19 protein-coding genes are annotated in these 23,766 nt (G+C 44.1%); 8 read left to right on the forward strand and 11 right to left on the reverse strand.

Annotated features, from left to right (window positions below):
• Nucleotides 1-297 precede the first annotated feature (297 nt).
• Nucleotides 298-915, reverse strand: a complete 618-nt coding sequence (locus AB4484_RS18360) for an HAD family phosphatase (protein WP_029827040.1) — start codon at nt 913-915, stop codon at nt 298-300.
• A 4-nt stretch (nt 916-919) separates the two neighbouring features.
• Entirely contained in the window at nt 920-1,552 is a 633-nt protein-coding gene (locus tag AB4484_RS18365) for an HAD-IA family hydrolase (protein ID WP_372079687.1), read from the reverse strand.
• Between the two features lie 161 nt (nt 1,553-1,713).
• Between AB4484_RS18365 and AB4484_RS18370 the strand changes: the two genes are divergently transcribed.
• Entirely contained in the window at nt 1,714-2,568 is an 855-nt protein-coding gene (locus tag AB4484_RS18370; protein WP_050632932.1) for an AraC family transcriptional regulator, read from the forward strand.
• A 400-nt stretch (nt 2,569-2,968) separates the two neighbouring features.
• Here AB4484_RS18370 and AB4484_RS18375 read toward each other — a convergent pair whose 3' ends face one another.
• The gene (locus AB4484_RS18375; RefSeq protein ID WP_048614814.1) at nt 2,969-4,162 is read right to left on the reverse strand and encodes an acetate/propionate family kinase; all 1,194 of its coding nucleotides are present in this window, start codon (nt 4,160-4,162) and stop codon (nt 2,969-2,971) included.
• Nucleotides 4,163-4,893: 731 nt separating this feature from the next.
• The gene (locus AB4484_RS18380) at nt 4,894-6,963 is read right to left on the reverse strand and encodes a DEAD/DEAH box helicase (protein ID WP_080582207.1); all 2,070 of its coding nucleotides are present in this window, start codon (nt 6,961-6,963) and stop codon (nt 4,894-4,896) included.
• Between the two features lie 308 nt (nt 6,964-7,271).
• On the opposite strand from AB4484_RS18380, the gene rnb reads away from it, so the two are divergent.
• Entirely contained in the window at nt 7,272-9,278 is a 2,007-nt protein-coding gene (gene rnb, locus AB4484_RS18385) for an exoribonuclease II (protein WP_248336055.1), read from the forward strand.
• A gap of 211 nt (nt 9,279-9,489) precedes the next feature.
• Nucleotides 9,490-10,320: a helix-turn-helix domain-containing protein gene (locus AB4484_RS18390; RefSeq protein WP_372079691.1), complete on the forward strand. Its 831-nt coding sequence runs from the start codon at nt 9,490-9,492 to the stop codon at nt 10,318-10,320.
• A gap of 179 nt (nt 10,321-10,499) precedes the next feature.
• Here AB4484_RS18390 and AB4484_RS18395 read toward each other — a convergent pair whose 3' ends face one another.
• Nucleotides 10,500-10,862, reverse strand: a complete 363-nt coding sequence (locus AB4484_RS18395; protein WP_019826408.1) for a DUF3024 domain-containing protein — start codon at nt 10,860-10,862, stop codon at nt 10,500-10,502.
• 253 nt (nt 10,863-11,115) lie between these two features.
• Between AB4484_RS18395 and AB4484_RS18400 the strand changes: the two genes are divergently transcribed.
• Nucleotides 11,116-11,931, forward strand: a complete 816-nt coding sequence (locus AB4484_RS18400) for a phosphate ABC transporter substrate-binding protein (protein ID WP_048610785.1) — start codon at nt 11,116-11,118, stop codon at nt 11,929-11,931.
• Between the two features lie 73 nt (nt 11,932-12,004).
• Here AB4484_RS18400 and AB4484_RS18405 read toward each other — a convergent pair whose 3' ends face one another.
• The 3 genes from AB4484_RS18405 to AB4484_RS18415 form a co-directional block, all read right to left on the reverse strand.
• Nucleotides 12,005-12,691, reverse strand: coding sequence for a MaoC family dehydratase (locus AB4484_RS18405; RefSeq protein ID WP_017059493.1), 687 nt, complete (start codon nt 12,689-12,691; stop codon nt 12,005-12,007).
• A 332-nt stretch (nt 12,692-13,023) separates the two neighbouring features.
• Entirely contained in the window at nt 13,024-16,176 is a 3,153-nt protein-coding gene (locus AB4484_RS18410; RefSeq protein WP_372079694.1) for an efflux RND transporter permease subunit, read from the reverse strand.
• Nucleotides 16,177-16,187: 11 nt separating this feature from the next.
• Nucleotides 16,188-17,324, reverse strand: a complete 1,137-nt coding sequence (locus AB4484_RS18415; RefSeq protein WP_372079696.1) for an efflux RND transporter periplasmic adaptor subunit — start codon at nt 17,322-17,324, stop codon at nt 16,188-16,190.
• Nucleotides 17,325-17,583: 259 nt separating this feature from the next.
• Between AB4484_RS18415 and AB4484_RS18420 the strand changes: the two genes are divergently transcribed.
• Nucleotides 17,584-18,027 carry a dCMP deaminase family protein gene (locus AB4484_RS18420; RefSeq protein ID WP_004737813.1) on the forward strand — a complete coding sequence of 148 codons (444 nt, stop codon included), beginning with the start codon at nt 17,584-17,586 and terminating at the stop codon, nt 18,025-18,027.
• A gap of 130 nt (nt 18,028-18,157) precedes the next feature.
• Here AB4484_RS18420 and AB4484_RS18425 read toward each other — a convergent pair whose 3' ends face one another.
• From AB4484_RS18425 to pepT, 3 genes are all read right to left on the reverse strand, one after another.
• A complete protein-coding gene (locus AB4484_RS18425; RefSeq protein WP_050647866.1) occupies nt 18,158-19,000 on the reverse strand; it encodes a mechanosensitive ion channel family protein in 843 nt (280 codons plus the stop codon).
• Nucleotides 19,001-19,150: 150 nt separating this feature from the next.
• Nucleotides 19,151-19,618, reverse strand: coding sequence for a DM13 domain-containing protein (locus tag AB4484_RS18430; RefSeq protein ID WP_081230873.1), 468 nt, complete (start codon nt 19,616-19,618; stop codon nt 19,151-19,153).
• 76 nt (nt 19,619-19,694) lie between these two features.
• On the reverse strand, nt 19,695-20,927 hold the full coding sequence (gene pepT / locus AB4484_RS18435; protein ID WP_050644321.1) for a peptidase T: 1,233 nt from the start codon (nt 20,925-20,927) through the stop codon (nt 19,695-19,697).
• Between the two features lie 343 nt (nt 20,928-21,270).
• On the opposite strand from pepT, the gene AB4484_RS18440 reads away from it, so the two are divergent.
• The 3 genes from AB4484_RS18440 (at nt 21,271) to AB4484_RS18450 (ending at nt 23,751) form a co-directional block, all read left to right on the forward strand.
• A complete protein-coding gene (locus AB4484_RS18440; RefSeq protein WP_017068404.1) occupies nt 21,271-21,417 on the forward strand; it encodes a hypothetical protein in 147 nt (48 codons plus the stop codon).
• 371 nt (nt 21,418-21,788) lie between these two features.
• A complete protein-coding gene (locus AB4484_RS18445) occupies nt 21,789-22,841 on the forward strand; it encodes an aldo/keto reductase (RefSeq protein ID WP_032545660.1) in 1,053 nt (350 codons plus the stop codon).
• 175 nt (nt 22,842-23,016) lie between these two features.
• Nucleotides 23,017-23,751, forward strand: a complete 735-nt coding sequence (locus AB4484_RS18450; RefSeq protein ID WP_372079698.1) for an RNA methyltransferase — start codon at nt 23,017-23,019, stop codon at nt 23,749-23,751.
• The last annotated feature ends 15 nt before the right edge of the window (nt 23,752-23,766 follow it).

Raw genomic sequence — 23,766 nt, forward strand, 5'->3', positions numbered from 1 at the left:
GACTCTATTACAGAAGTTCTACTGACTGTTGAGCGACAACGAGTTCTTCGTTGGTTGGCAAGCTATTAGAATCGCACCTATTAACACGGATTTGGACAATTCTGAGTCAGTGAGTTTACTAATTTAGCTTGTTTCGGATAACTTTTAGTACTCCAAAGCACAAACAGCTATCGCTTCTCACGATGGCTGATATGCACGAGATGGACAAAACCAAGCAATCTCTATCTATGGCATTGGATTCGCTTTATGCAGAATGTTTCGCTGAACATGCAAAATGGAACTAGACCCGAAAACGCCCTAGATATTCAGCCCTAGAGATATTAAGTCTTTTTCACATTGGCCTATATCTTCAAATTGAATTGCATGCATACCAACAGACTTTGCTCCTTCCACGTTGTAAAGCATGTCATCAATAAACACGGTCTCTGAAGCTATAAGTTCGTACTTATTGAGTAACAAGTGATAAATTTCTGGTTGAGGTTTCAGCATGCCCACTTCCGCCGATACTATCGCTCCATCAAATAGCGGCCAAAATGAGTAGGTTGACTTTAAGTAGGCTACTATTTCGTGAACGTTATCCGTTAGTGCATAGACACCATAACCTGCACTCTTAATGCGTTGAATGAGAGCAATGGAACCAACTATTAGACGTTGAGTCTGCTTTACATAATAAAACAGCTCTTCACACTCCTGCTCTGAGAACCCGAGAATCTGCTGATACTGAGTTTTGGCTTCTGTTTCTGATATGAGTCCTTTGTTCAAATCTATCCACGTCTGGGATTGGAAGGTTGCTTTGGCAAGTTGTTGATGATCTTCACTCTCCACAAAAGTGAGTCGAGTTATTTCTAAAGGATCCCAACGAACAATCACGTTGCCAACGTCGAAAACAATGTTCCTTACTTTTGGTTGAGCCATAGTTTTATACCTGAATGAATTGGTCGTTTAGACATGCTGATACATCAAAGTAATCCCTTGCTGATGTAACTCCATTTATAGTGGGTTGTGTGGGAGCAACAGCGGTAATATTAACAACATCACACCCAGCGCTTAGGGCGGATTGGATACCTGCTAGAGCATCTTCAAAAACAAGACAATGCTCAGGGAGCACTTTTAGTTTTTCGGCCGCTAGCTTGTAACCTTCTGGGTCAGGCTTTCCTTTTTGTACATCCTCTACGGTAACCAATATTTGAGGGACTGGAATTGAGGCAGCCATCAATCGTTGAACGGCCAATTCTCTTGGTGCAGACGTATATATTGCCCAGTCGTGATCGTTTAACTTGTTCAGGAAAGCAATCGCTCCGCGTATAGGTTTTACAGAATCGACATTGTCCAATTCTATTGCTTCCAGCTTAGCAACTTCTTGTTTGATATTAAGGTGGGGCATCAGCTCTTTGATGACGTCGTCCGCTGGGCGACCATGAGATATGGCTAAAATGCGATCGACATTGATGTTATGTTCTAGCGCCCATAGACTCCATGATTTTTCGACAGCGTCCTTTGAATCGACAAGTGTTCCATCCATATCAAAGATGAATTTTGCATAGTTCTTCATTCTTTCAACCTCTTTAAGTTGTTGTTAGTTTTGTTTTTGAGGTTAGCTAAGCTCTTGGGACTATTATTCGGTATATTTCGCGCTTTTAGTCGCACTATTTGGACATTAAGTGATACTATTTCGACAATATTTAAAGGCAGTATTTATTGGATCTAGGCAGAATGAGACCTATACCGACGAAAAGCTTGATACGTCCAGGCTACTCTTGGAGACATCATTTAGATGACTCTCCCTTAGAGTTATTGAAAGCTCATTTTCACAGTGAGTTTGAATTCCTGTTGCTGGATCACTACCAAGGCGTAATCAGGATTGGAAGTGTTGATATAGATGTCACTTCGTGTTCTTTGTTCTTGATTCCTCCAGAATTACCCCATGATTTAAGAGGCTTAGTAGCAAATAGTAAAAAGCTTCCCCCCGAGAGGTACAGTCTATGGGTTGATAAAGAATGGGTGTCGAATATGTTGATGCACTGTAAGGAAATGAGAAAGCTATCCAGCATACTTGGTGATGGCTTATCCATTCAATTTTCCCGATCAACGGCTGTCGAAGTGAAAACAGTCATCAACCAGATTGATTATAAAACCTCAAGCCTAGAGCAGCTATCGGTGCTTTTTCGTGTTTTTTCAGTGGTAACTCAAGACAAGAACCCCGTGACTTTAGGCTCTTCTGAACATGTTAAATTTGAGTCTGAAAAAGATAGAATTGAAGCACTATCTGAATATTTGAATCAGCACTATGCCCAAGATATTTCGTTGCATGATTTGTCTCAGCATATTTTTTGTTGTGAGCGAACGGTAAATCGTATTTTTATTCGTCATTTTGGCGAAACATTTAGTCAAAGGCTGAAAAAAATACGATTGAGCCATGCTGCTAGGTTGTTAGAAACGTCTAGCCTGAAAGTCAGTCATATATGCCAAATGGTTGGATACAATAATCCTTCAAATTTTAATCGGTTATTCAAGAGCTACAAAGGAATAACACCTAGGGAATACCGAGATAAATTTTCTAGTAAATAGCAGATAGTACTATGTATTCAGATAGTTGTTCACCAGTTAACACAAGTGAGTAGCTCACTCGTTTGTTCATTAACGCCTTATCACGCCCAAAGAAATTGCATAACAATGCAAGCGGAAGTTGTCGGATAGAAGTGTCGATTTTGCACATAAATGAGAGATGCTGAGAACCGTTGTTCCGCACTCAGTCATAACTACAAGTATCGGAAATTCAGCAGCGTGATCCATTGGTTAGTCATTGCACTAAGGCGGAATGGGGCAAAAGTGAGTTAACTCTAGCCTCGCAGACTCGAAGATCTACTAGACGAAAAAAGTATCGTTCGGGATGATTTAACCAACATATAAAACAAAAAAAGCGAGCCACTTGGGCTCGCTTTTCATTATCTGATTTTCTCAGACTCTATTAAAGAAGTTCTACCGACTGTTGAGCAATCACGAACTCTTCGTTGGTTGGGATAACCATTGCTACCGCGTCTAACATTTCAGACTTAGCGATGATGCCTTCAGCACCAAAGCGAGCAGATTCGTTACCTGCTACATCTTCAACGAAACCTAGAATCTTAAGGTTGTTTAAGATCTCACGACGAATCGGTAGAGAGTTCTCACCGATACCACCAGTGAAGATGATGCCGTCTAAAGAGTCTAACGTTGCAAGGTAAGAAGCAATGTATTTTGATACGCGGTAAGTAAACACCTCAAACGCAAGCTTAGCACCTTCATGGCCCTCTTCCATTGCTTCTAAGATGCCACGAGCATCGCTCGTAAGACCAGACACGCCAAGGAAGCCAGACTCCTTGTTTAGAGAGTTAAATACTTGCTCTTGTGACCAGCCTTTCTTAAGTAGGTATTCGATGATGCCTGGGTCTAAGTCACCACAACGTGTGCCCATCATAAGGCCAGAAAGTGGTGTGAAGCCCATTGAAGTATCAACACTGTTACCGTCTTTGATTGCACAGACAGATGCGCCGTTACCTAGGTGAACAGAGATGAAGCTCGATTTTTCGATAGGCTTGTTTACCATTTTCGCAGCTTCACGACTCACGAAGTAGTGGCTCGTACCGTGGAAACCGTAACGACGCACGCCGAAGTCTGTGTATAGCTCTTTTGCGATTGCACCAGTGAATGCACGTTGTGGCATTGTTTGGTGGAAAGCCGTATCAAATACAGCAAATTGAGGTAGAGAAGGGAAAGCTTCAATCGCAGCACGGATGCCGACAGCACCTGCAGGGTTATGAAGTGGAGCTAGGTCAGATAGGCTTTCAATTTCGTTCGTTACTTCTTCAGTAATACGAACGGTTTGAGTGAACTTCTCACCACCGTGAACGATACGGTGACCGATAGCCACGATATCAGCAGTGAAGCCTAGATCTTCCATCAGGCCAACTAGTTTGCCAATGGCAATTTTGTGGTGGTTATCTTCGCCTTGAATTGCAATTTCAGTTTTCTCGCCTTGATATTTCCAGCTCATACGAGCATCTTCAAGACCAAAACACTCCCCTAGGCCACTTAATACTGCTTCACCAGAAACAGAATCGATTACAGCAAATTTTAGGGATGAACTACCCGAGTTAATAACCAGAACAAACGAATTAGACATTGGATATGGATCCTGTTTCAGTACGAATTGGATGAAGTGTTTACTTCAATTTTAGTTAAGTCCATTATTCAATAATTTTTGAATCTTTCAACTTTTGTTTTGAAAAAATCACTAAATGAACACAATTAAGTTGATCTTAGTCATCAAATTATTTATTTCGAGAGCAAAATTAAAAAATAGTTGAGTAAGAAAATTAATGAACAGGTGACGCAAACGAGTGCTCACGTTATTTTTAACTTGATTCAGTTAATTAGAGCGACTCGAACAAATGCAGGTAATCCGCTTAGAAAACAACCACCCTTCCCTTTCGTCTGCTTATCATTACCGATAACTTTTTGCTCGATTTCTCAATTGCTCAGTGTTTGCATCAAAAAGCTCACTGGAGTTGAGAGTAGTGATTTGATTGCCTTCGAGCACAACTCTACAAACAGATGCACTGTAACGCCGCTTAGATAGCCTTCGCTCTTTGTTTTAGCACCTTGTAGCACGTTCTTTCAGTATAGGCTTAGAACGCGATACAGCTAAGTTTAGGCACTAACATTCGTTCTAGGCGCGATGCTTAGTTACATGAACGAAGCATAGTTACAGGGACGAAGCTTGATTAAAGTAAGCTGGCTACGAATATCGAACCAACCAAAGCTTAAGTTCAAATAGCAGGCACAAAAAAGCCGAGCATTACGCTCGGCTTTTAAATTCAGGGTCTAGACTAAAGCGTCTAAGCGACAGGTTGATTAACCTTCGTTGCGCTCTGGACGACGACCACGGTTACCACCGCCATTGCCGTTACCATGGCCACGTTCGCCACGGAAGTTACCACGGTGATCGCCACCACGGTTACGGTCGAAACGACGTTCGCCATCACGTCCGCCAGCAGAGTTACCATCGCGAGCACCATCACGGTTGCCACGGTATCCACCACGACCGCCTTCACGGTTACCACCTTCGCGGTTGCCGCCTTCACGGTTACCACGGTAGCCGCCACCATCACGACCGCCACGGTTGCCACCACGGTTGCCATCACGACCGCCGCCGCCACGACGAGGCTCACGGAAGTCATTGAAATCAACAACTACAGCGCCAGCTTCTTTTTGACGAATGCGAAGTTTGCTTAGCTTACCAGCAGTTTCAGAGTTCATTGCTTTTGGCAGTTGAACGTAAGTAGAACCTTGGTCTAGCTTGATAGCACCGATAGAACCTTTAGTTAGGCCAAGTTCGTTTGCTAGTGCGCCAACGATGTCTTTAACCTGAACGCCTTGCTCACGGCCAACTTGTAGTTGGTAAGTATCCCAATCTTGAGTATTGAAGTTGCGACCACCACCGTCACGGCCGTTGTCACGATCTTCACGACGCTCTTTGCGACGGTTCTTATCACGCTCAATAGCAGCGATCATTGGGTCTTCGCCAACGTAGAATAGTGGGCTCTTACCTTGCTGACGCTTAAGAAGCATTGCAGCTAGAGTAGCAGCATCAACTTCTAGAGACTCTTGAAGAGTAGAGATAAGACCTGCAAAGTTTTCTAGTGCTTTGCTTTCTTTCTCAGTTTCAAGTTCTGCGCCAAGCTTAGCAACACGTGCAGCAGCAACTTGGTCACGTAGAGGAAGTTGGATTTCTTCCATTTGAGACTTAGTTACGCGCTCGATTGTGCGAAGCATACGAATTTGGTTAGTGCGAACTAGTAGGATCGCTTTACCTTTACGTCCAGCACGGCCAGTACGACCAATACGGTGGATGTAAGATTCAACATCGAATGGGATGTCGTAGTTGAATACGTGAGTGATACGTGGAACATCAAGACCACGAGCTACAACGTCAGTTGCAACTAGGATGTCGATAACACCTTGTTTGATGTGATCAACAGTACGCTCACGTAGAGACTGAGGAATATCACCGTGCAGTGCAGCAGCTTTGAAGCCACGTGCAGATAGCCAATCAGCTAGACGCTCAGTGTCTTGACGAGTACGTACGAATACGATTGACGCGTCAGTTTCTTCAGTTTCTAGAAGACGAGACATTGCTTCGTCTTTTTCTACGCCTTTAACAACCCAGAAGTTCTGCGCTACTTTATCAACTGTGTGGTTAGTACCAGCAACGTCAACTTTAGCCGGGTTACGTAGGTAACGGTCAACAATAGTCTTAACCATTGGAGGCATAGTTGCAGAGAAAAGTACACGTTGTGCAGATTCTGGAGCTTGCTCTAGGATCCAAGTAACGTCATCTACGAAGCCCATTTTCAGCATTTCATCTGCTTCATCAAGAACAAATGTGTGTGCTTCATCTAGGTGTAGACGGTCACGAGTTAGTAAGTCTTTAACACGACCTGGAGTACCAACAACAATGTGAGCACCGCGGCTTAGAGCACGCATTTGGTCAACAATTGAAGCACCACCGTAGATTTCAATAACTTTAAGACCTTTGATATCACGGCCAAGGTTTTTGATTTCCGCAGCAACTTGAATCGCTAGCTCACGAGTAGGAGCCATGATGATTGCTTGTGGTTTGTGTTGGTTCAGGTTGATTTTGTTAAGTAAAGGCAGAGAGAATGCTGCTGTTTTACCAGTACCAGTCTGTGCTTTACCTAGTGCGTCACGGCCTTCAAGAAGAAGAGGAATAGCTGCTGCTTGGATTGGAGTCGGAGAAACGAAACCCATGCTATCAAGAGCTGAAAGAATGTTATCGTTTAGGGCTAATTCATTAAATTGAATTACAGATTCGGACATTGGGATCCCACTATATATAAGTAAACAAAAGGTCCCGGGAGCTCTATCAATTCCAATACTGATCCAATCAGATACTGATTCCATTCAGAGTTACGAAGCAGTAATAAAACACTTCAAGCCATTAGGGACGTCTAAGGGAGGCGGATTATTCCCTAAATGCATAAAAAAAGCCAGAAAAAATTGAAATACATCACATATTTTTCGGTTTTCTATCAATACTGGCTATCATATCGTCAAAACTTGATGAATATCTCGTCAGGGCGATAGAGTTCGACCAAATTGATAGAGTTAAATAAGAGGGCAATTAATTTACGCTCTCTTCGGCTTTAAGTAGTAATCGGGCCTCGCAATGATTATAGTGTGCTCAATTGTTCTCGTTAGATAAAAGTCAAATGTTTCAAGATAATCCTCTACTCGCTCAGCTCAAGCAGCAAATCCAAGAAACCCTCCCTAAAAAGGAAGGTACTATCAAAGCCACCGAAAAAGGTTTTGGTTTTCTCGAAGTTGATAGCAAAACAAGCTTCTTTATCCCACCTCCGTACATGAAAAAATGTGTGCACGGTGACAAGGTGATTGCCATCATTCGCACAGAGAAAGAGCGCGAAGTAGCAGAGCCTGAGGAATTGGTTGAACAAGGTCTTACTCGATTTATTGCGCGAGTTAAGCTTTTCAAAGGCCGATTGAACGTTGTTCCTGATCACCCGCAGCTCAAAAAACTGCAACTTAAAGCGAAAGCAATGAAGGGTCTAAACCCTGAAACGCTTAAAGAAGGTGACTGGGTTGTTGCTCATATCGTTCAACACCCATTAAAAGGTGATAATGGCTTCTTGGCTCAGATCTCTGAGAAAATCACAGACGCTGACGACAAGATTGCACCTTGGTGGGTAACGCTGGCACAAAACGATCTACCAAACAGCGAGCCTGAAGGCATCGACAACTGGCTAATCAACGATGACGCCGATCTTGAACGTGTAGACATGACGCACGTCCCTTTTGTGACTATCGATGGCGAAAGCACAAAAGATATGGATGACGCGCTTTACGCGAAGAAGAAAGAGAACGGTGATTTTGAACTGACTATCGCAATTGCTGATCCAACGGCTTACATCTCTCCAGATGATGCGATGGATAAAGTGGCTCGCGAGCGCGGTTTCACTATCTACCTTCCTGGTCGCAACATCCCAATGTTGCCTCGTGATCTTGCTGACAACCTATGTTCACTGATCGAGAACGAAGTTCGCCCTGCACTTTGCTGCACAGTAACGGTATCTAAAGATGGCGTTATCGGTGATGACATTAACTTCTTCGCTGCAAACATCAAATCTCATGCTCGTCTTGCTTACGACAACGTATCAGACTGGCTAGAAACAGGTGCATCAGAGAAATGGCAACCATCAGAAGAGATTGCTGCAATTGTTTCTGATCTTCACCAATTTGCTCAAGCACGTTCAGCATGGCGCTCAGCAAACGCTGTTGTGTTCCCAGACCGCCCTGACTACCGCTTTGAACTGAGCGAAGATAACGATGTTGTTGCTATCCATGCTGACATGCGTCGTAGCGCAAACAAGCTGGTTGAAGAATCAATGATCAGCGCGAACATCTGTGCGGGCCGAGTACTAAAAGAAAGCTTCAACCAAGGTGTGTTTAACTGCCACTCTGGTTTCAAGGCTGAGAAAATCTCTGACGTTCTTGAACTGGTAAACCCGCAAGCGGAAACACCGTTCACTGAAGAGCAAATCGTTTCTCTAGAAGGTTTTGCTACTCTGCGTCGTTGGTTAGGCTCTTTAGATAACAGCTACTACGACAACCGTATTCGTAAATTCCAAGCGTACAGCGAGATCAGCAATGAGCCTGCACCGCACTACGCGATGGGTTTAGATATTTACGCAACTTGGACTTCTCCAATTCGTAAATATGGCGACATGATTAACCACCGTATGCTGAAAGCACACATCCTAGGTAAAGCGCCAATTCAAACACCAGATGAAACTATCGGTGATGAACTTGCCCTGCACCGCCGTCACCACGGCATGGCTGAGCGTAATGTTGGCGATTGGTTGTATGCTCGCACTCTAGCCAATGCCCCTGTAGAAGAAACTCGTTTCCAAGCTGAGATTTTCGATATTAACCGTGCAGGTATGCGTGTACGTTTACTTGAAAATGGTGCGGCTGCATTTATCCCTGGATCTCTCATTCTTGATAATAAAGAAAGAATAGAGTGCAACGGTGATATGGGTACTGTATCTATCGATAAAGAAATGGTATACAAACTGGGAGACGTTTTAGAAGTAGTTCTCTCAGAAGTTAATCAGGAAAACCGTAACTTAGTAGCAAAACCTACTCAAGTATTTGCGGACTTGCCTAGCGAGCCTGAAACGACAAACGAAACCGAAGCTTAAAGGCTTAAAGGCTTAAACAGCTACAGCTTTCAAGGTTACGGCTTTCAAGGTCAAAGCTTTCAAGGTCAAAGCTTTCAAGGTCAAAAGCTTCAAAGGTTCACTTCTAAAGGCGCTAATTATTAGCGCCTTTTTTGTAAATGTCTCATGCTTAAACAATACTTAAAAAAAACAATCAATAAGCAATCAATTTACAACGTCAAAGAAGCTCACTATGTCATCAATCACAGTTACTCAGTTCAGAAACTTCATTCCCAGGAGACGAGAACGTTATCCTGCCTCTAAAAACGGTATCTTCATGGTATCGAAAGGCAGCATTTCTTTTGAGTTACCCAATGGTACCCAAGCCTCGTTGCAAGCGGGAGATTTCACCCTTTACAATTCTGGTCAGATTAAAGACATCACGGTTAACACTGAAAATGGCGAATTCAGCGCAACCTGCTTAGATTTTGATTTGGCTATCTTTCAGAAGTTCATTAATCAGTTCAGCGATTTAGAATCCACTCGAATCCCAGACAAGTACATTAAGTTCAATCAAACGGATACTGAGCTCTGTCAGTTGAAAGATCTCATCATGTCACTGGCCAACTCTTCTTCTCAGAATGACTACGCACTCACTCAATTAGGCTTAAGTTTGCTGTCTTTGATGGTGGAACAGTACCCTGCTCTATTGGCTATTATTGCTCGAGCTTCAAGATTAACCGTGACCCAAAGAGTCATTCATTACATCGAGCAAAACATTGAAAACAATATCTCTTTGGATACGCTCGCCAGTTACATGGGAATGTCACCGGCTACGCTTAAACGTCGCTTATCCGCTGAAGATCTGTCGTTCTCAAACCTATTAAAGATAAAACGTATTGCTCATGCAGCCACTCAGTTAAGAACATCGGATAAGTCGATCACTCAAATCGCGTATGAGTCCGGTTTTAAAAGTGCCGCTCACTTCAGCACAGCCTTTAAAACGTATCACGGCAAAACACCAAAAGACTTCCGATCGCTAGTGGCACAAGCACAACTGCAAAGCGTCAAGCCGCAAGTTTAAACAAACAAAGTAATAGGATTGAAGTGAACGTCTTAGTTGGGGTGTAACCAAGTGTCTTCAATATTAGGCCACTTGGATTTGAGGTGAGGTCATTTGGTTTTGGGATTCAGCGGTTGAGTTTTGAGATTAAGCTAATTATCTTCAGGAACAGGCCACCAGCAAACGTGAAGCCCGAGTGACTATGACCAGAAGTACGATTTAGGGTCTTTTTCTATTTCCGCCAAAATAGCATCAAGATCCTTCGATTTAGGCAGGTACGGATAAGGCCCCCAATTCACAGAATCGGTTTCGACATCCCCCTCAAGCGGCACCATCACTAACCAACAAGATAACGACTCATCAAAAGTCACGCAGGCGATCTCGTTTGTATAATCACTGTGAGATGAGTCGAGTAGATAATGCGCCTGAGAAAACAGCACACCCCCCTCACACTCTTCATATAGGGATTTACCTAGCTCGACAGGTAAACTGCGATTTCGAGATGTACAGAGCCTCTCAGCTCCAATTAAAAGACGATTCAGTTCGATATGAATGACGGACATAACACCCCTTGTAACTTCATAGAAACTTCTAAGTAGTGAATTCCTCTACTTAGCTTAGGACTCAACAAACATTTTAGCGAACAAGCGCAACCAAAATACCCGCCCTGCTCCCAGAAACGAATCTTGCTTTCGGAAACCCAGAAAGCTACGACTCATCAAGCAAACAGCTATACATCGAGCGTATGGAATTTCACAAAAGTGTCATATAACCGACCTATCATATGCGACAAATGTTATTAACTAGGAGTTGTTTATGTTACGAGTCGCGCTTGCCTCTCTTTTATCCTTAGCCCTGTCTTCTCATGCTGCTTTAGCACAAGAAACCACTATTTCGGGCTCCACTTCAGTATCACGAGTGATGGATGTATTAGCTGAGGAGTACAACAAGACTCACCCTGATAACTATATTGCGGTTCAGGGCATTGGTTCTACAGCAGGTATTACGATGGTTAATAAAGGTGTCTCTGACATCGGTATGAGCTCGCGTTATTTAACCGACCGCGAACAGGACGATAAGTTGAAGGTATTTCCAATTGCCTTTGACGGCCTAGCTGTCGTAACTAACCGCTCAAACGCTGTAAGCAACGTTACACGTGAGCAGCTGTTCGATATATACAAAGGCAAAATCACGAACTGGAAAGCTGTGGGTGGCGCAGATCAGCCTATCGCAGTTGTCACTCGCGAGGCGTCTTCTGGTTCACGCTATAGCTTCGAAAGCTTGCTTGGTTTAACGAAGATCATTAATGACCGTCTAGTGTCTGACATCAACCCAAATAACTTGGTTGTAAACAGCAACAGCATGGTTAAAACGATTGTTAACCATAACCCGCATGCGATTGGTTTTATCTCTGTTGGTTCGATCGACCGTTCGATTAAAGCAATCACATTTGAAGGCGTAGAGCCAACATCTAAGAACATTGCTAACCACAGCTATGAATTGGCTCGCCCATTCTTGTTGCTGCATAAGACAGACTCAGTTTCTGACGAAAGCAAAGACTTCATCAAGTTCGTGAAGTCAAAGCAAGGGCAAGACCTTATCGAAGAATACGGCTACACTCGCATTAAATAAGTGAGTGAGTTTTATCTTATGAAAAAAGAGAGAGCATTAAGCTCTCTCTTTTTTTGGAATCTATATGGTTCGTTTAGAAGTGAAGTTGAATCACTGAAACGATCACAGCGCCAGGACGACGAATACCTTCGATTTCTACGCGAATTTCGCGTTCAATCTCTAGGCCTTTCTTAATTGGCGTTACTTTTGTTAGCGTACTTTTAGCACGAACATTACTGCCCGATTTAACAGGGTATGGGAAACGTACTTGGTTAAGACCAATGTTTACGACCATCTTCGCTGTTGGGAATTGAGATTTGTCAGGGTCAACACTGTCAGTCAATCGAGGAAGCAGAGATAAAGTTAAAAAACCATGTGCGATGGTTGTTTTGAACGGAGAGTCTGTTTCCGCTTTTTCAGGCTCAGTGTGAATCCACTGCATATCTTCAGTAACAAGGCCGAACTGGTTAATACGGTCTTGACTTACATTGATCCAGTCGCCAGTATGGATGACTTCACCGATCTGCTGATTAAGCTCATCAAACACAAGTTGTGCTTCAGGCTTAAGTACGATCGGCTGTTCCACCGGCATCTCTGGTGCATCTTCATTGACAGCAGGTTTGTGGTGATCACGAACCCACGCAAAGAAATGGCTATTTTGCGTACGATTAAGAAAGTCGCCCCAGTAATCTCTAAGAGCTGGAGACATCCATTGCATAAACTCTGAGTGTTGCGAAGACATGCTATCGCCTCGGTGTTTAAATAAATCAATGACTTTCATAAGAACCTCAATGCACAAAAAATTTCAATATAACTCCGTAATTTTGAAACACTTCACACTATTGTGCAAATGTTTTCGAGCATACACCCGTTAGCTGAACCTTGTTAAAATCATATTAAACATACACTTACCAATAAAACATCATTTTATTACAAAACCCAAATTAGAGTGTTAGCTCTATCACATAACAAACATTTGTTTATATAAAAGGCGTTTTTATTCATAAGTGGAATAAAAAAGGCTTAGCGCGATGCTAAGCCTTAGTTTTTACAAGGATTTAATTCCCCAAGGGTTGGTCTTGCAAGAGACAAATCTTACAAGACACTCAATCCCTATTCGTCATCAAGCGGAACCAGCTTGGTATTACCACCGTGTGCTTTCTCACGCTTACGTTGCACGAATGCGTAGAAGCCAGGGATTAGGAACGTACCCGCCAGTAATACACATAACAGACCGCCGATCAGTGAAATACCCAGAGAGTTCTGACTCACGTGACCTGCGCCCGCAGCAAAGATAAGCGGGAAGATACCTAAGATGAACGACCAAGACGTCATGTTCACAGCACGGAAACGTAACGTACCGCCCTTCACCGCCGCATCTTCAATCGGTGCGTCTTTCTCTTCACGCTCAACCTTTGCGAATTCCACAATCAAGATTGCGTTCTTCGCGGCCAAGGCTATCAAGAGAACCAAACCAATCTGTGCATATAGGTTCAACGGTGTGCCCGTTAGATTCAACGCTAAGAAGGAGCCTAAGGTTGCGACAGGTACCACGAGGATAATCGTAATCGGTATTGTCCAACTCTCGTATTGAGCCACCATAAACAGATAGATGAAGATCAGAGCCAGTGCGAAAGCAAAGATCGCTTGGTTACCTGCTAGTACTTCTTGGTAAGCCATGCCTGTCCATTCGTACTGATAACCCTGAGGCAATACTTCTGCAGCTACGCGTTCCATTGCCGCAATCGCATCACCACTTGAGTAACCTTCTGCAGGTTGACCTTGAATCACCGCACTGCGGTACATGTTGTAACGCCATGCTACATCCGGTTCAAAGATCTGGTCGTAAGTCACCAATGTGCTTAACGGGATCATCTCGCCATTAGACGAACGAACGTGGAATCGTTGTAGGTCGTCCATGCTGCTACGGTGTTCACTGTCAGCTTGCATGGTTACGCGGAAGTTCTTACCAAACATGGTGAAATCATTCACGTACAGAGAACCTAGGTTACCTTGTAGTGTTTGGAAGATTTCCGACAACGGAATACCAAGTTGCTGCGCTTTCTCACGGTCAATGTCGACATAGTAGTGCGGTACATTGGCACGGAAGGTACTGAATGTATGTGAAATTTCAGGCTGTTTTGCGGCCTCAGCAATCACGTCATTCATAACCATCGCTAGATCAGTACGGCTACGACCTAATGTATCTTCAAGAACGAACTCAAAACCAGACGCTGCACCCATACCCGGTACTGCTGGAGGTCCCATTGCAAATACAATCGCTTGAGGCAATTCTGTTGCTGCTCGACCGTTAATACGCTGTGAGATAGCTTGCGCTGAGTGTTGACCGTCCAGTGCGTTACGCATATCCCAATCATGCAGTTTGATAAATAGCGACGCACCATTCGAAGCAGAAGCGCCCGTCATGAATGCATAACCGTTTACCAGTGTCACACCATCAACACCCGGCTCTTGCTCAACCATCTCTAGCAATTGCTCAGTCACATCTTCTGTACGAGACAGTGATGCCGCGTCAGGAAGCTGCACGTTAACCAGCAAGATGCCTTTATCTTCTTGAGGTACAAATGCCGTAGACGTAGTTTTCGCGAAGTAAGTTACCGCCGCTAGTGCCACAACAAAGAAGGTAAACAGTAGAACACCCTTTTTCACAAGGAAGCCTGCAATTTGACCGTATTTGTTGGTTACGGATTCAAGACCACGGTTAAACGCTTGGTACCAACGTGCTGTGTTACCACCGCCCTGTTTAAGAACCAATGAACACAATGCTGGTGATAGCGTTAGTGCGTTAATAGAAGAGATAACAACCGCAATACAGATAGTCAGAGCGAACTGACGATACATGATGCCGGTGATACCTGGCAGCATCGCTACTGGAATGAATACTGCTAACAGAACCAATGTAGAAGTAATAATCGGACCCGTTACTTCTTTCATCGCGATGAGCGTTGCTTTACGCGGTGAAATGGCTGGGTCTTTAGCCATCGTGGTATCAACGTTCTCGATAACCAAGATCGCATCATCTACTACGATACCAATCGCTAGTATCAAACCAAACAGAGTTACCGTGTTGATGGTGAACCCCGTCATCTGCATGATTGCAAAGGTACCAATCAAAGATACCGGAATCGCAACCACAGGAATCAAGGTTGCACGCGCACTACCCAAGAACAGGTACGTTACCGCAATAACCAGCAAGATAGCTTCGATTAAGGTCTTTACTACCCCTTTGATCGACTCAGCAACGAATACTGTCGTGTCATAGCTCGCCTCATAAGCAACGCCTTCGGGGAAGTTTTTGCTTAGATTGTCCAGCATCGCCATTACCGCTTTACCACTTTCCAGCGCGTTAGCGTCTGATTGAAGTGACAGCGTTACGATTGAAGCGTCTTGACCACGGTATTTACCATTGCCGTCGTAGAACTTTTTACCAAGCTCAACACGTGCGATGTCTTTTAAGTAAACCGTTGAACCATCTTGGCTAGCGCGAAGCACAACATTTTCAAACTCATCAGCCGTTTCTAGTCGACCTTTGGTTACCAAGTTGAACTGCACTTCTTGTGCATTGTCGTAAGGTGCTGCACCAATACGGCCAGCTGCTACTTGAACGTTCTGTTCAGCCAAGGCGCGATTCACGTCAGAGGTGGTTATATTGAGGTTAGCCATTTTCTCAGGATCTAACCAAACACGCATCGCGTATTCGCCACCACCCAATACGTTAACTTCACTGATGCCCTTCACACGAGCCAGCTGGTCTTTAATGTTCAAGTTCACGTAGTTGATCAGGAATTGGTCGTTGTACTCACCGTTTGGCGAATAGAAGTTCAATACCATCAACAGGTCCGGAGAACGCTTCTTAACCGTTACACCCACCATTCTTACTTCTTGTGGAAGCTTCGATTCGATCTGAGCAACTCGGTTCTGAACGTTGACCTGAGCCATATCTGGATCAGTACCAACATCAAAGGTCACGTTAAGGTTGTATGAACCATCGTTAGCACTTTTAGAAGACATGTAGATCATATCTTCTACGCCGTTAACCGACGTTTCTATGGGGTCGGCTATCGCCTGTTCCACCACTTCAGCACTTGCGCCCGTGTAGAATGCCGAAACACTAACCGACGGTGGACTAATTTTTGGATATTCAGCCACTGGCAAGATAGCGAGAGAAATCGCACCCGCCAGCGTTAAGATTATGGATATAACAAGGGCGAATTTAGGCCTTTGAATAAAGAAACGACTTAACATAAATAGTCCCCTTACTCAGCTTGTTCAGCAGAAGCTTGAATACGAACAGACATACCATTACGTACACGCTGTAGGCCTTGAGTGATGACCGCGTCGTTTTTCTCTAATCCAGAATGAACAATCACGCCACCTTCAATCTGGCGACCCATCTCGATGTTTCTGCGCTCAGCAACGGGTTCGGCTTCGCCTTCAACTAATACCATCACGAAGTCACCTTCGAGGTCGGTCTGCACTGCGCGACGAGGAATAGTCACAACATCAATAGGTTGTTTTTCACGTAGATCAACGCGAACGTGTTGGCCTGGAAGTAGTTGCTGATTCGGGTTATCGGCAATCGCGCGCATCGCGATCGTACCAGTATTGAGGTTGATACGGTTGCCCAAGAAGTCAAGCTGACCTAGATGTTCGAACGCTTCACTATTTTCAAGCATGATCTGAACTTCAACACCTGCAGAGTCGCTGCTGCCATCGCCTTCAATGCGGTCCATACCTAGCTCAATACGCTCACGCTCACTGATGCTGAACGATGCGTGGATTGGGTCTAGGCTAACCAAAGTCGTCAGCACACCTGAAGACGGTGAAACCAGATCACCCGTGCTCACTTTGGTATCGCTAATACGGCCAGAGAAAGGCGCGATGATTTTGGTATGAGAAAGCTGAACATTCGCAGCATTTAGCTGTGCTTGGCTTGCTTCAAGCTGTGCTTGAGAACCTAACAAGTTTGCGGTTAATGCATCGAATTCGGATTGAGAGATGCTGCCTTTCGGGAGTAGGTTTTTACCACGATTAAAATCAAGCTCAGCTTTTTTAAGGTTCGCGTTCGCTTGAGCAACAGACGCTTTTGCGCTTGCTACTTCGGCTTCAAACGAAGAAGGTTCAATCGAGTAAAGCAATTGACCCTTTTCAACCATTTGGCCTTCATTGAAATGACGGCTTTGTAGGTAGCCAGAAACCTGCGCTGTAATAGCCGTGTCTTCAACGGCTTCTATACGACCGATATACGACTTACTTTGCTGGTGAGAAACAACGCTAACATCCTGTACAGCTACGAGAGGTAAAGGTGCTTGCTTGGCATTTTGAGCATCTTGCCCACACCCAGCAAGAATAAGAGAGCTTGCAAGAGCAGTAAGGATCAACTTTTTACGCATGGTTATACCGTCACTTATTAGTATTTGAACAGCATAAAATTTACGTAACACCTCTGTTACCATTGTCCGAGGAATATCAATTATAACCGGCCAAAGTGTATCAATATGTTAATTGAAACCAAGTGCTTATAAAGTGATTACAAACACGCTACAATTCCTAAGTAAATCAATCTCTCAGCTTTTGTTCTCTATGGATATTGTCTAACATAATGTATTGTCAGACAGATAAGCATTCACATTTAATTGTTAAGGAATTCTCATGATTTCAAAATGGGCTAAACGTTTCTATCAAATGGCGGAATTGGTCGGTTCTTGGAGTAAAGATCCTTCAACTCAAGTCGGCGCCGTAATCACTAAGCACAACCGCATCGTTTCTGTTGGTTTTAATGGCTACCCACATGGCGTGTCTGATAGTGCGGATACTGATGACAGAGAGATGAAGTACCTCAAGACGCTTCACGCTGAAGAAAATGCAATTTTATTTGCTAAACGTGATTTGGACAGCTGCGAAATCTGGGTGACGCATTTCCCTTGTCCAAACTGTGCTGCAAAAATCATCCAAACAGGTATTTCAGCGGTACATTGCCCAGAGCAAAGTGAAGATTTCCTTTCTCGCTGGGGCGACAAGATTAAAGTTAGCCAAGATATGTTTGAGCAAGCTGGTGTACAAGTGGATTGGTTACCACTCGCTGACCTAGACTAAGCTAACAGATAGTAAGAACAAAAAAGCCGAGATTCGATAGTATCGCTCTCGGCTTTCTTATGTTTGGACTTCTAGCTTGGGTGCTATAGTTTTGAGGCTATAGCTTGGTCACTATAAACTGATGAGCAAACTAAGCGTTCGTTGGGAATGCTTCCGCATACGCTTCCATAAAGTCTTTACGAATATCTTGCTCTAAATGAATCGCTTTTTCGGTCGGACAGAAGATCATAAAGTGCACTTCTTGCTCACCTGTCGAACTGCTTGTGATATGGATGTGAGGCTCAGAACCCGGAAGGTCAACGCCAGCGTGCTTTTCGATCACACCGTTGTAACGGCGAGCAACATCGATAAACTCTTCACAATGCTCTTCAATTTTCACAATAAGACCCGGCACCATAGGGTATAGGTTTACAAAGTCTTTCACCGTCACAAAAAAGTTATGATAAACATAGCGCTTCATAAAGTTGAGGTTCTTTACCGGATAAGTGAAGAACATACTATTAGGCAGCGTGGCTGTCTTGCCAGTAAAGTGATATTGCCCATGGTACAAATCGATTTCTTGAATCACAGTCGCCATCAAATTGTGCTCAATCACCTCACCGCTGATTTTACCCACTTCGATCCAGTCGCCGATTCTAAATGAGCGAGAACTCGCACGTTGAATAGAACCAGTGAAACACAAAATGATCTCTTTAGATGCGACAACTATAGCAACAGCAATGGCTGTTACCGACAGCGCAAACTCGCTGATTTCGGATTTCCACAGCACAAATAACGTCACAACAATAATCGCGAATGTGCCGTTTTTGGTTCGTGACATCCAGTTACGTTGGTCTTCGCTAAGGAAAGCAACATCACCTCTTATTTGAGATAAGGTGATTCGGCGAATGATTAAAATAATAGTAATAATCAACGCACTAAAAATAAACTTATGAGCGAGTAGAAAATCAATTACTTGCCACAACTTTTCCATTACTTATTCCTTTAGCTTTATAACGACGAGCTTTACAACAATTAGCGGAGACTTCGCTATGAAAAAGCGCTCAATTGTTGAGCGCTCGATTGTTGAGCGCTCGATTGTTGAGCGCTCGATTTCATTCTGGTATTAGCCAAGCTAAGGCTATCATTTTATCTTGGCAGAAGTAATAAATTGGCCAAAAGTTTCACACCAAATCACAACCGTATTAAATCGATTAAGATCAGTACCTTCGGGAAGCTCAACCATAAAGCGGTCGAATGTTTTCACATCTCCGACTCTCAGCAACTCATTCTTGCTGTCATTGAAAGCTTGCTCGGTTTCAATGAACTTAGGTGAGAGGTAAACCTTGTAATCAGGCCCCGGCGCCAATTCACCTTCAAAAGCGATCGCACTTTCAGATACTGAGACGATGCCTTCTCCCCAGTGCAAGAAATCACTGTCTTGTCGATCTTTAGTGAACTCACCCGTGTAGATAGCCTGCTCACTGATCGCTTCAACAGAACTTGAGGAAGGAGAATCAGGCTCAATCAAGATAGGTAATGCGTAAACACCCAGCCCAAAACCAAAAGCACCCACGGCTAAGTGGGTGCAAAGTAAAACTAACTTTTTCATCGCGTACTCCCTTATGCTTAAAGAGAGTATTATTGAATACTCTCAAAAATACAAAGAGATATAACGCTCTGATGCTCTATTTTTGGTAATGCGTCGCTGTACGTTGAGACAATTCGACAATCACTTTTACCGCTTGCTCCATACCTTGAATGGTAATGAACTCATGAATACCGTGGAAGTTGTAGCCACCAGTAAAGATATTCGGACATGGTAGTCCCATGAAAGATAAACGAGCACCGTCTGTACCACCTCGGATAGGCTTGATCATTGGCTCAACATCGCACTCAATCATCGCTTGCTTGGCCAATTCGATAATATGTTGATGCGGTTCAACCATCTCTTTCATGTTGAAGTAGCTATCGGTTAGCACCAGCTCAACACGGCCTTTCTCAAGACGCTCATTCAGCTCATCCACTTTCTGCTGCATGAATGCCTTACGCGCTTCTACACCCTCACGTTCAAAATCACGGATGATGTATCCCAGTTCAGATCGAGCCACACCCATTTCCGCCGATTTCAGGTGGTAAAAACCTTCATAACCTTCTGTGCACTCTGGTGTTTCTTGCGCAGGCATCATCAATTGGAATTGCGCTGCAATGTTCATCGAGTTCACCATTTTACCTTTTGCGGTACCCGGGTGAACGTTCACGCCATGACAAATAACATCGGCGCTCGTGGCATTAAAGTTCTCAAATTCCAACTCCCCTACTGGGCCACCATCGATGGTGTACGCCCACTCGGCGCCAAACTTTTCAACATCAAACAGGTTCGCACCGCGACCAATCTCTTCATCCGGCGTGAAACCAATGCAGATGTCGCCGTGTTTGATGTCTGGATTCGCTTTCAGGTAAGCAATTGCACTGATGATTTCAGCGATGCCCGCTTTGTTGTCGGCACCAAGCAGAGTTGTGCCGTCAGTCGTAATCAGGTCGTGACCATGTAAAGAATCAAGGTCTGGGTATTGGCTTGGGCTCAAACTCTCGCCACTTTCACCTAATTCAATCGTTCCACCTCGGTAATCTTTAATCACTTGCGGTTTCACGTTGGCACCTGATGCGTCAGGAGCGGTATCCATGTGTGCCACAAAGCCAATCGCAGGCACTGGATAATCGACATTCGACGGCAGTTTCGCCATCAAGTATCCATTGTCATCTAAAGACACATCAACTAAGTCTAATGCCACCAATTCTAACTTTAAGGCTTCAGCAAAGGTAATTTGACCCGGTGAACTTGGGCATTGCTGATTAGAAGGATCGGATTTGGTATCAAAAGTAACGTAATTCAGAAAACGTTCTACAAGCTTTTCCATAATTCATCTCACCATGGATTAAGTAATTGATTTACTGACTATTATGCCGATAAGCGATGCATCGTTAAATAAATACAAACACAGAGTCAGTAGCGAGGTTTTTCATCTTACGCCCCTGACCATGTATGTAATTGCTCTAAATCATTATTGTGCGAAATTAGATGCACTTCCTATACTTGAAAACAGAGGGTTTCGTCAGTTCAACATTGCATACGGATGATAAGAGATCGCTTTGTACGCATTCTACGCCCTCCGCTCTCAGCCTAAAAAAAGTACAAAGTGGATGATGATCACAATTTATCCTTGATGCAGAATCTGTCATACGTTACACGGAGACACAGTTATGACGATTAATAAATATTTCATTTTCTCTCCTCAAGCCTCTGAGGAAACGCTTCAACCAGTATTAACTGAGAAAGAAGTTCAAAGGCAGGAAGCTCTAAGACAGGCGCAGATCCAGGGTGGATTAGACACAAACGCGACCTCGTAACTCAATGAATACCTAGCACTATTAAGACCCCTATAAAAAAGCTCTACGCTCTATCCTGTAGAGCTTTTTTATTTTTGATCGGTTATCCTCTCCCCTACTCCCAAACAAGCTGAACATTAAACCTTCACTCATTGCTTGTTGTTCTTCACTTCTCGCTCACCAATTGGCTCATAGTTTCTCGCGAATGTATTTTCACGCATTGCACACACTAGCTTGCAGCGCTGAGAAATGACTCACTAAACTCCCCGATGCCATACCTTGTCGTGTCATTTTGTGCTAATAATTCATATTCGTTTTCATTCCTCACTCGCCCTCTTTTCAAAACTATAATGCGAGTACCAGAGAACCTAACCACAGGAACCCCGAATTCAATGGAATATTCAAAGCTAGGAAGTAGTCAAATTCCCGTTTCCCGTATCTGTCTTGGCAGCATGACTTGGGGGCTACAAAATACGCAACAGCAAGCCGACCAACAGATCGAATACGCATTAAGCCAAGGTATTAACTTTATCGATACCGCAGAGATGTACGCGGTTCCACCTTCTCCAGACACCTACGGCAAAACAGAAGCGATCATTGGCAACTGGTTATCGCGTAACCCACAGCGTCGCCAAGAGTTGATCATCGCAAGCAAAATTGCCGGGCCTGGACTTCCTTGGGTTCGAGATGGTGGGCCGATAACAGGTGAAGCCGTAATCGCAGCCGTTGATGCATCATTAAAGCGCCTACAAACAGACTATATCGACCTTTACCAACTTCATTGGCCAAATCGTACAACGCCTCACTTTGGTAAGCATTTCCCGAATCACATTCGATTCAGTGATATTGACCGAAAGCAGCATGAAGCTGAGATGTTGGAAATCCTACAAGCACTGGCAAGCTGTATTAAGGCGGGGAAAATTCGCCATGTCGGGCTTTCAGATGATTCTACTTGGGGCATTAACACATACCTCAAGCTGAGTGAAAAACACGATTTGCCACGTATGGTTTCGATTCAGAATGAATTTAGCCTACTGCACGCAAAAGACTGGCCATATCTGATTGAGAACTGTGTGCATGAAGATGTCGCTTATCTGCCATGGTCACCTTTAGCTGCAGGCATGTTGAGTGGAAAGTACATTGATGGCGCAAGACCTGAAGGCAGCCGTTGGACTTACATGCAACGTAAAGGCATTTTCCGTGACACTGAATCTGCCAACGAAGCGGTTAAAGGCTATGTTGAAGTGGCGAATGCTCATGGGTTCACTCCGAGCCAACTGGCATTGGCTTGGTGTAATCAAGTTGATGGGGTGACGTCCACCATCATTGGTGCAACTACGATGGAGCAGCTAAAAGAGAACGTAGCCGCTTTCAGTAAACCGCTATCAGAAGAGATCCTGACTGATATCAACACAGTATTTAAACGCTACCCGGCTCCGTATTAGGCTGTCAGTTCAGCTTAACTTAGGTGAGTTAATCCCATAAGAGCGCGCTATTTAGTGCGCTTTTCTTTTTTAAGTGAGTTGCTTTTGCTTTTTATGTAGATCGTATTGAGTCATCACGCTTTTGGTTCGCCAACCTTTGCTCTATAATGCGCGGGCTTATATCTAGGATAAAAACATGATTTCAAAAAACCAATTAAAACTCCTTCGTGCTTTGGGCCAAAAGAAACAACGTAAAGCCCACGGCCTGTTTCTAGTTCAAGGTGAAAAGAACGTTCTTGAGCTGTTCAATAGTGACTTAGTGGTGAAGAACGTCTTTGCTACCACTGATTTCTTATCTGAAAATCATGCTTCACTGATTGAGTTTGATTGTGTTGAAGCCTCGCTGGATGACCTAACCAAATCGAGTACTTTGGTAAGCAACAATGCCGCGATTGCGGTTGTTGAGATCCCAACGTTTGAGCTACCAGAAGCAACAGGACTGATGATTGCACTTGATGGTGTTTCAGACCCTGGCAACCTAGGTACGATTATTCGCGTAGCAGACTGGTATGGCATCAAGCATATTGTTGCGAGCAGCGATTGCGCAGACCCATACAGCCCTAAAACGATCAGCGCGACTATGGGCAGCTTTGGCCGCGTGCACGTAAGCCAAACAGACTTACCCGCATACTTAGAGCAAGCGAACCTACCGGTTTACGGTGCATTTTTAGAAGGCGAAAGTGTTCATAAGACTGACTTCACTGCAAATGGCATTTTGCTTATGGGCAGCGAGTCTCACGGTATTCGTGAACACGCCGCTAAATACGTGACAGATAAGATTACGATTCCAGCATTCGGTGGCGCAGAGTCTTTGAACGTTGCAATGGCGACTGGCATCATTCTCGACAACATGCGTCGTCAGCACAGCTAATCGATTCAAGAGAAA

Source organism: Vibrio sp. 10N.261.46.A3 (assembly GCF_041472995.1).
GTDB classification, from domain to species: domain Bacteria; phylum Pseudomonadota; class Gammaproteobacteria; order Enterobacterales; family Vibrionaceae; genus Vibrio; species Vibrio coralliirubri.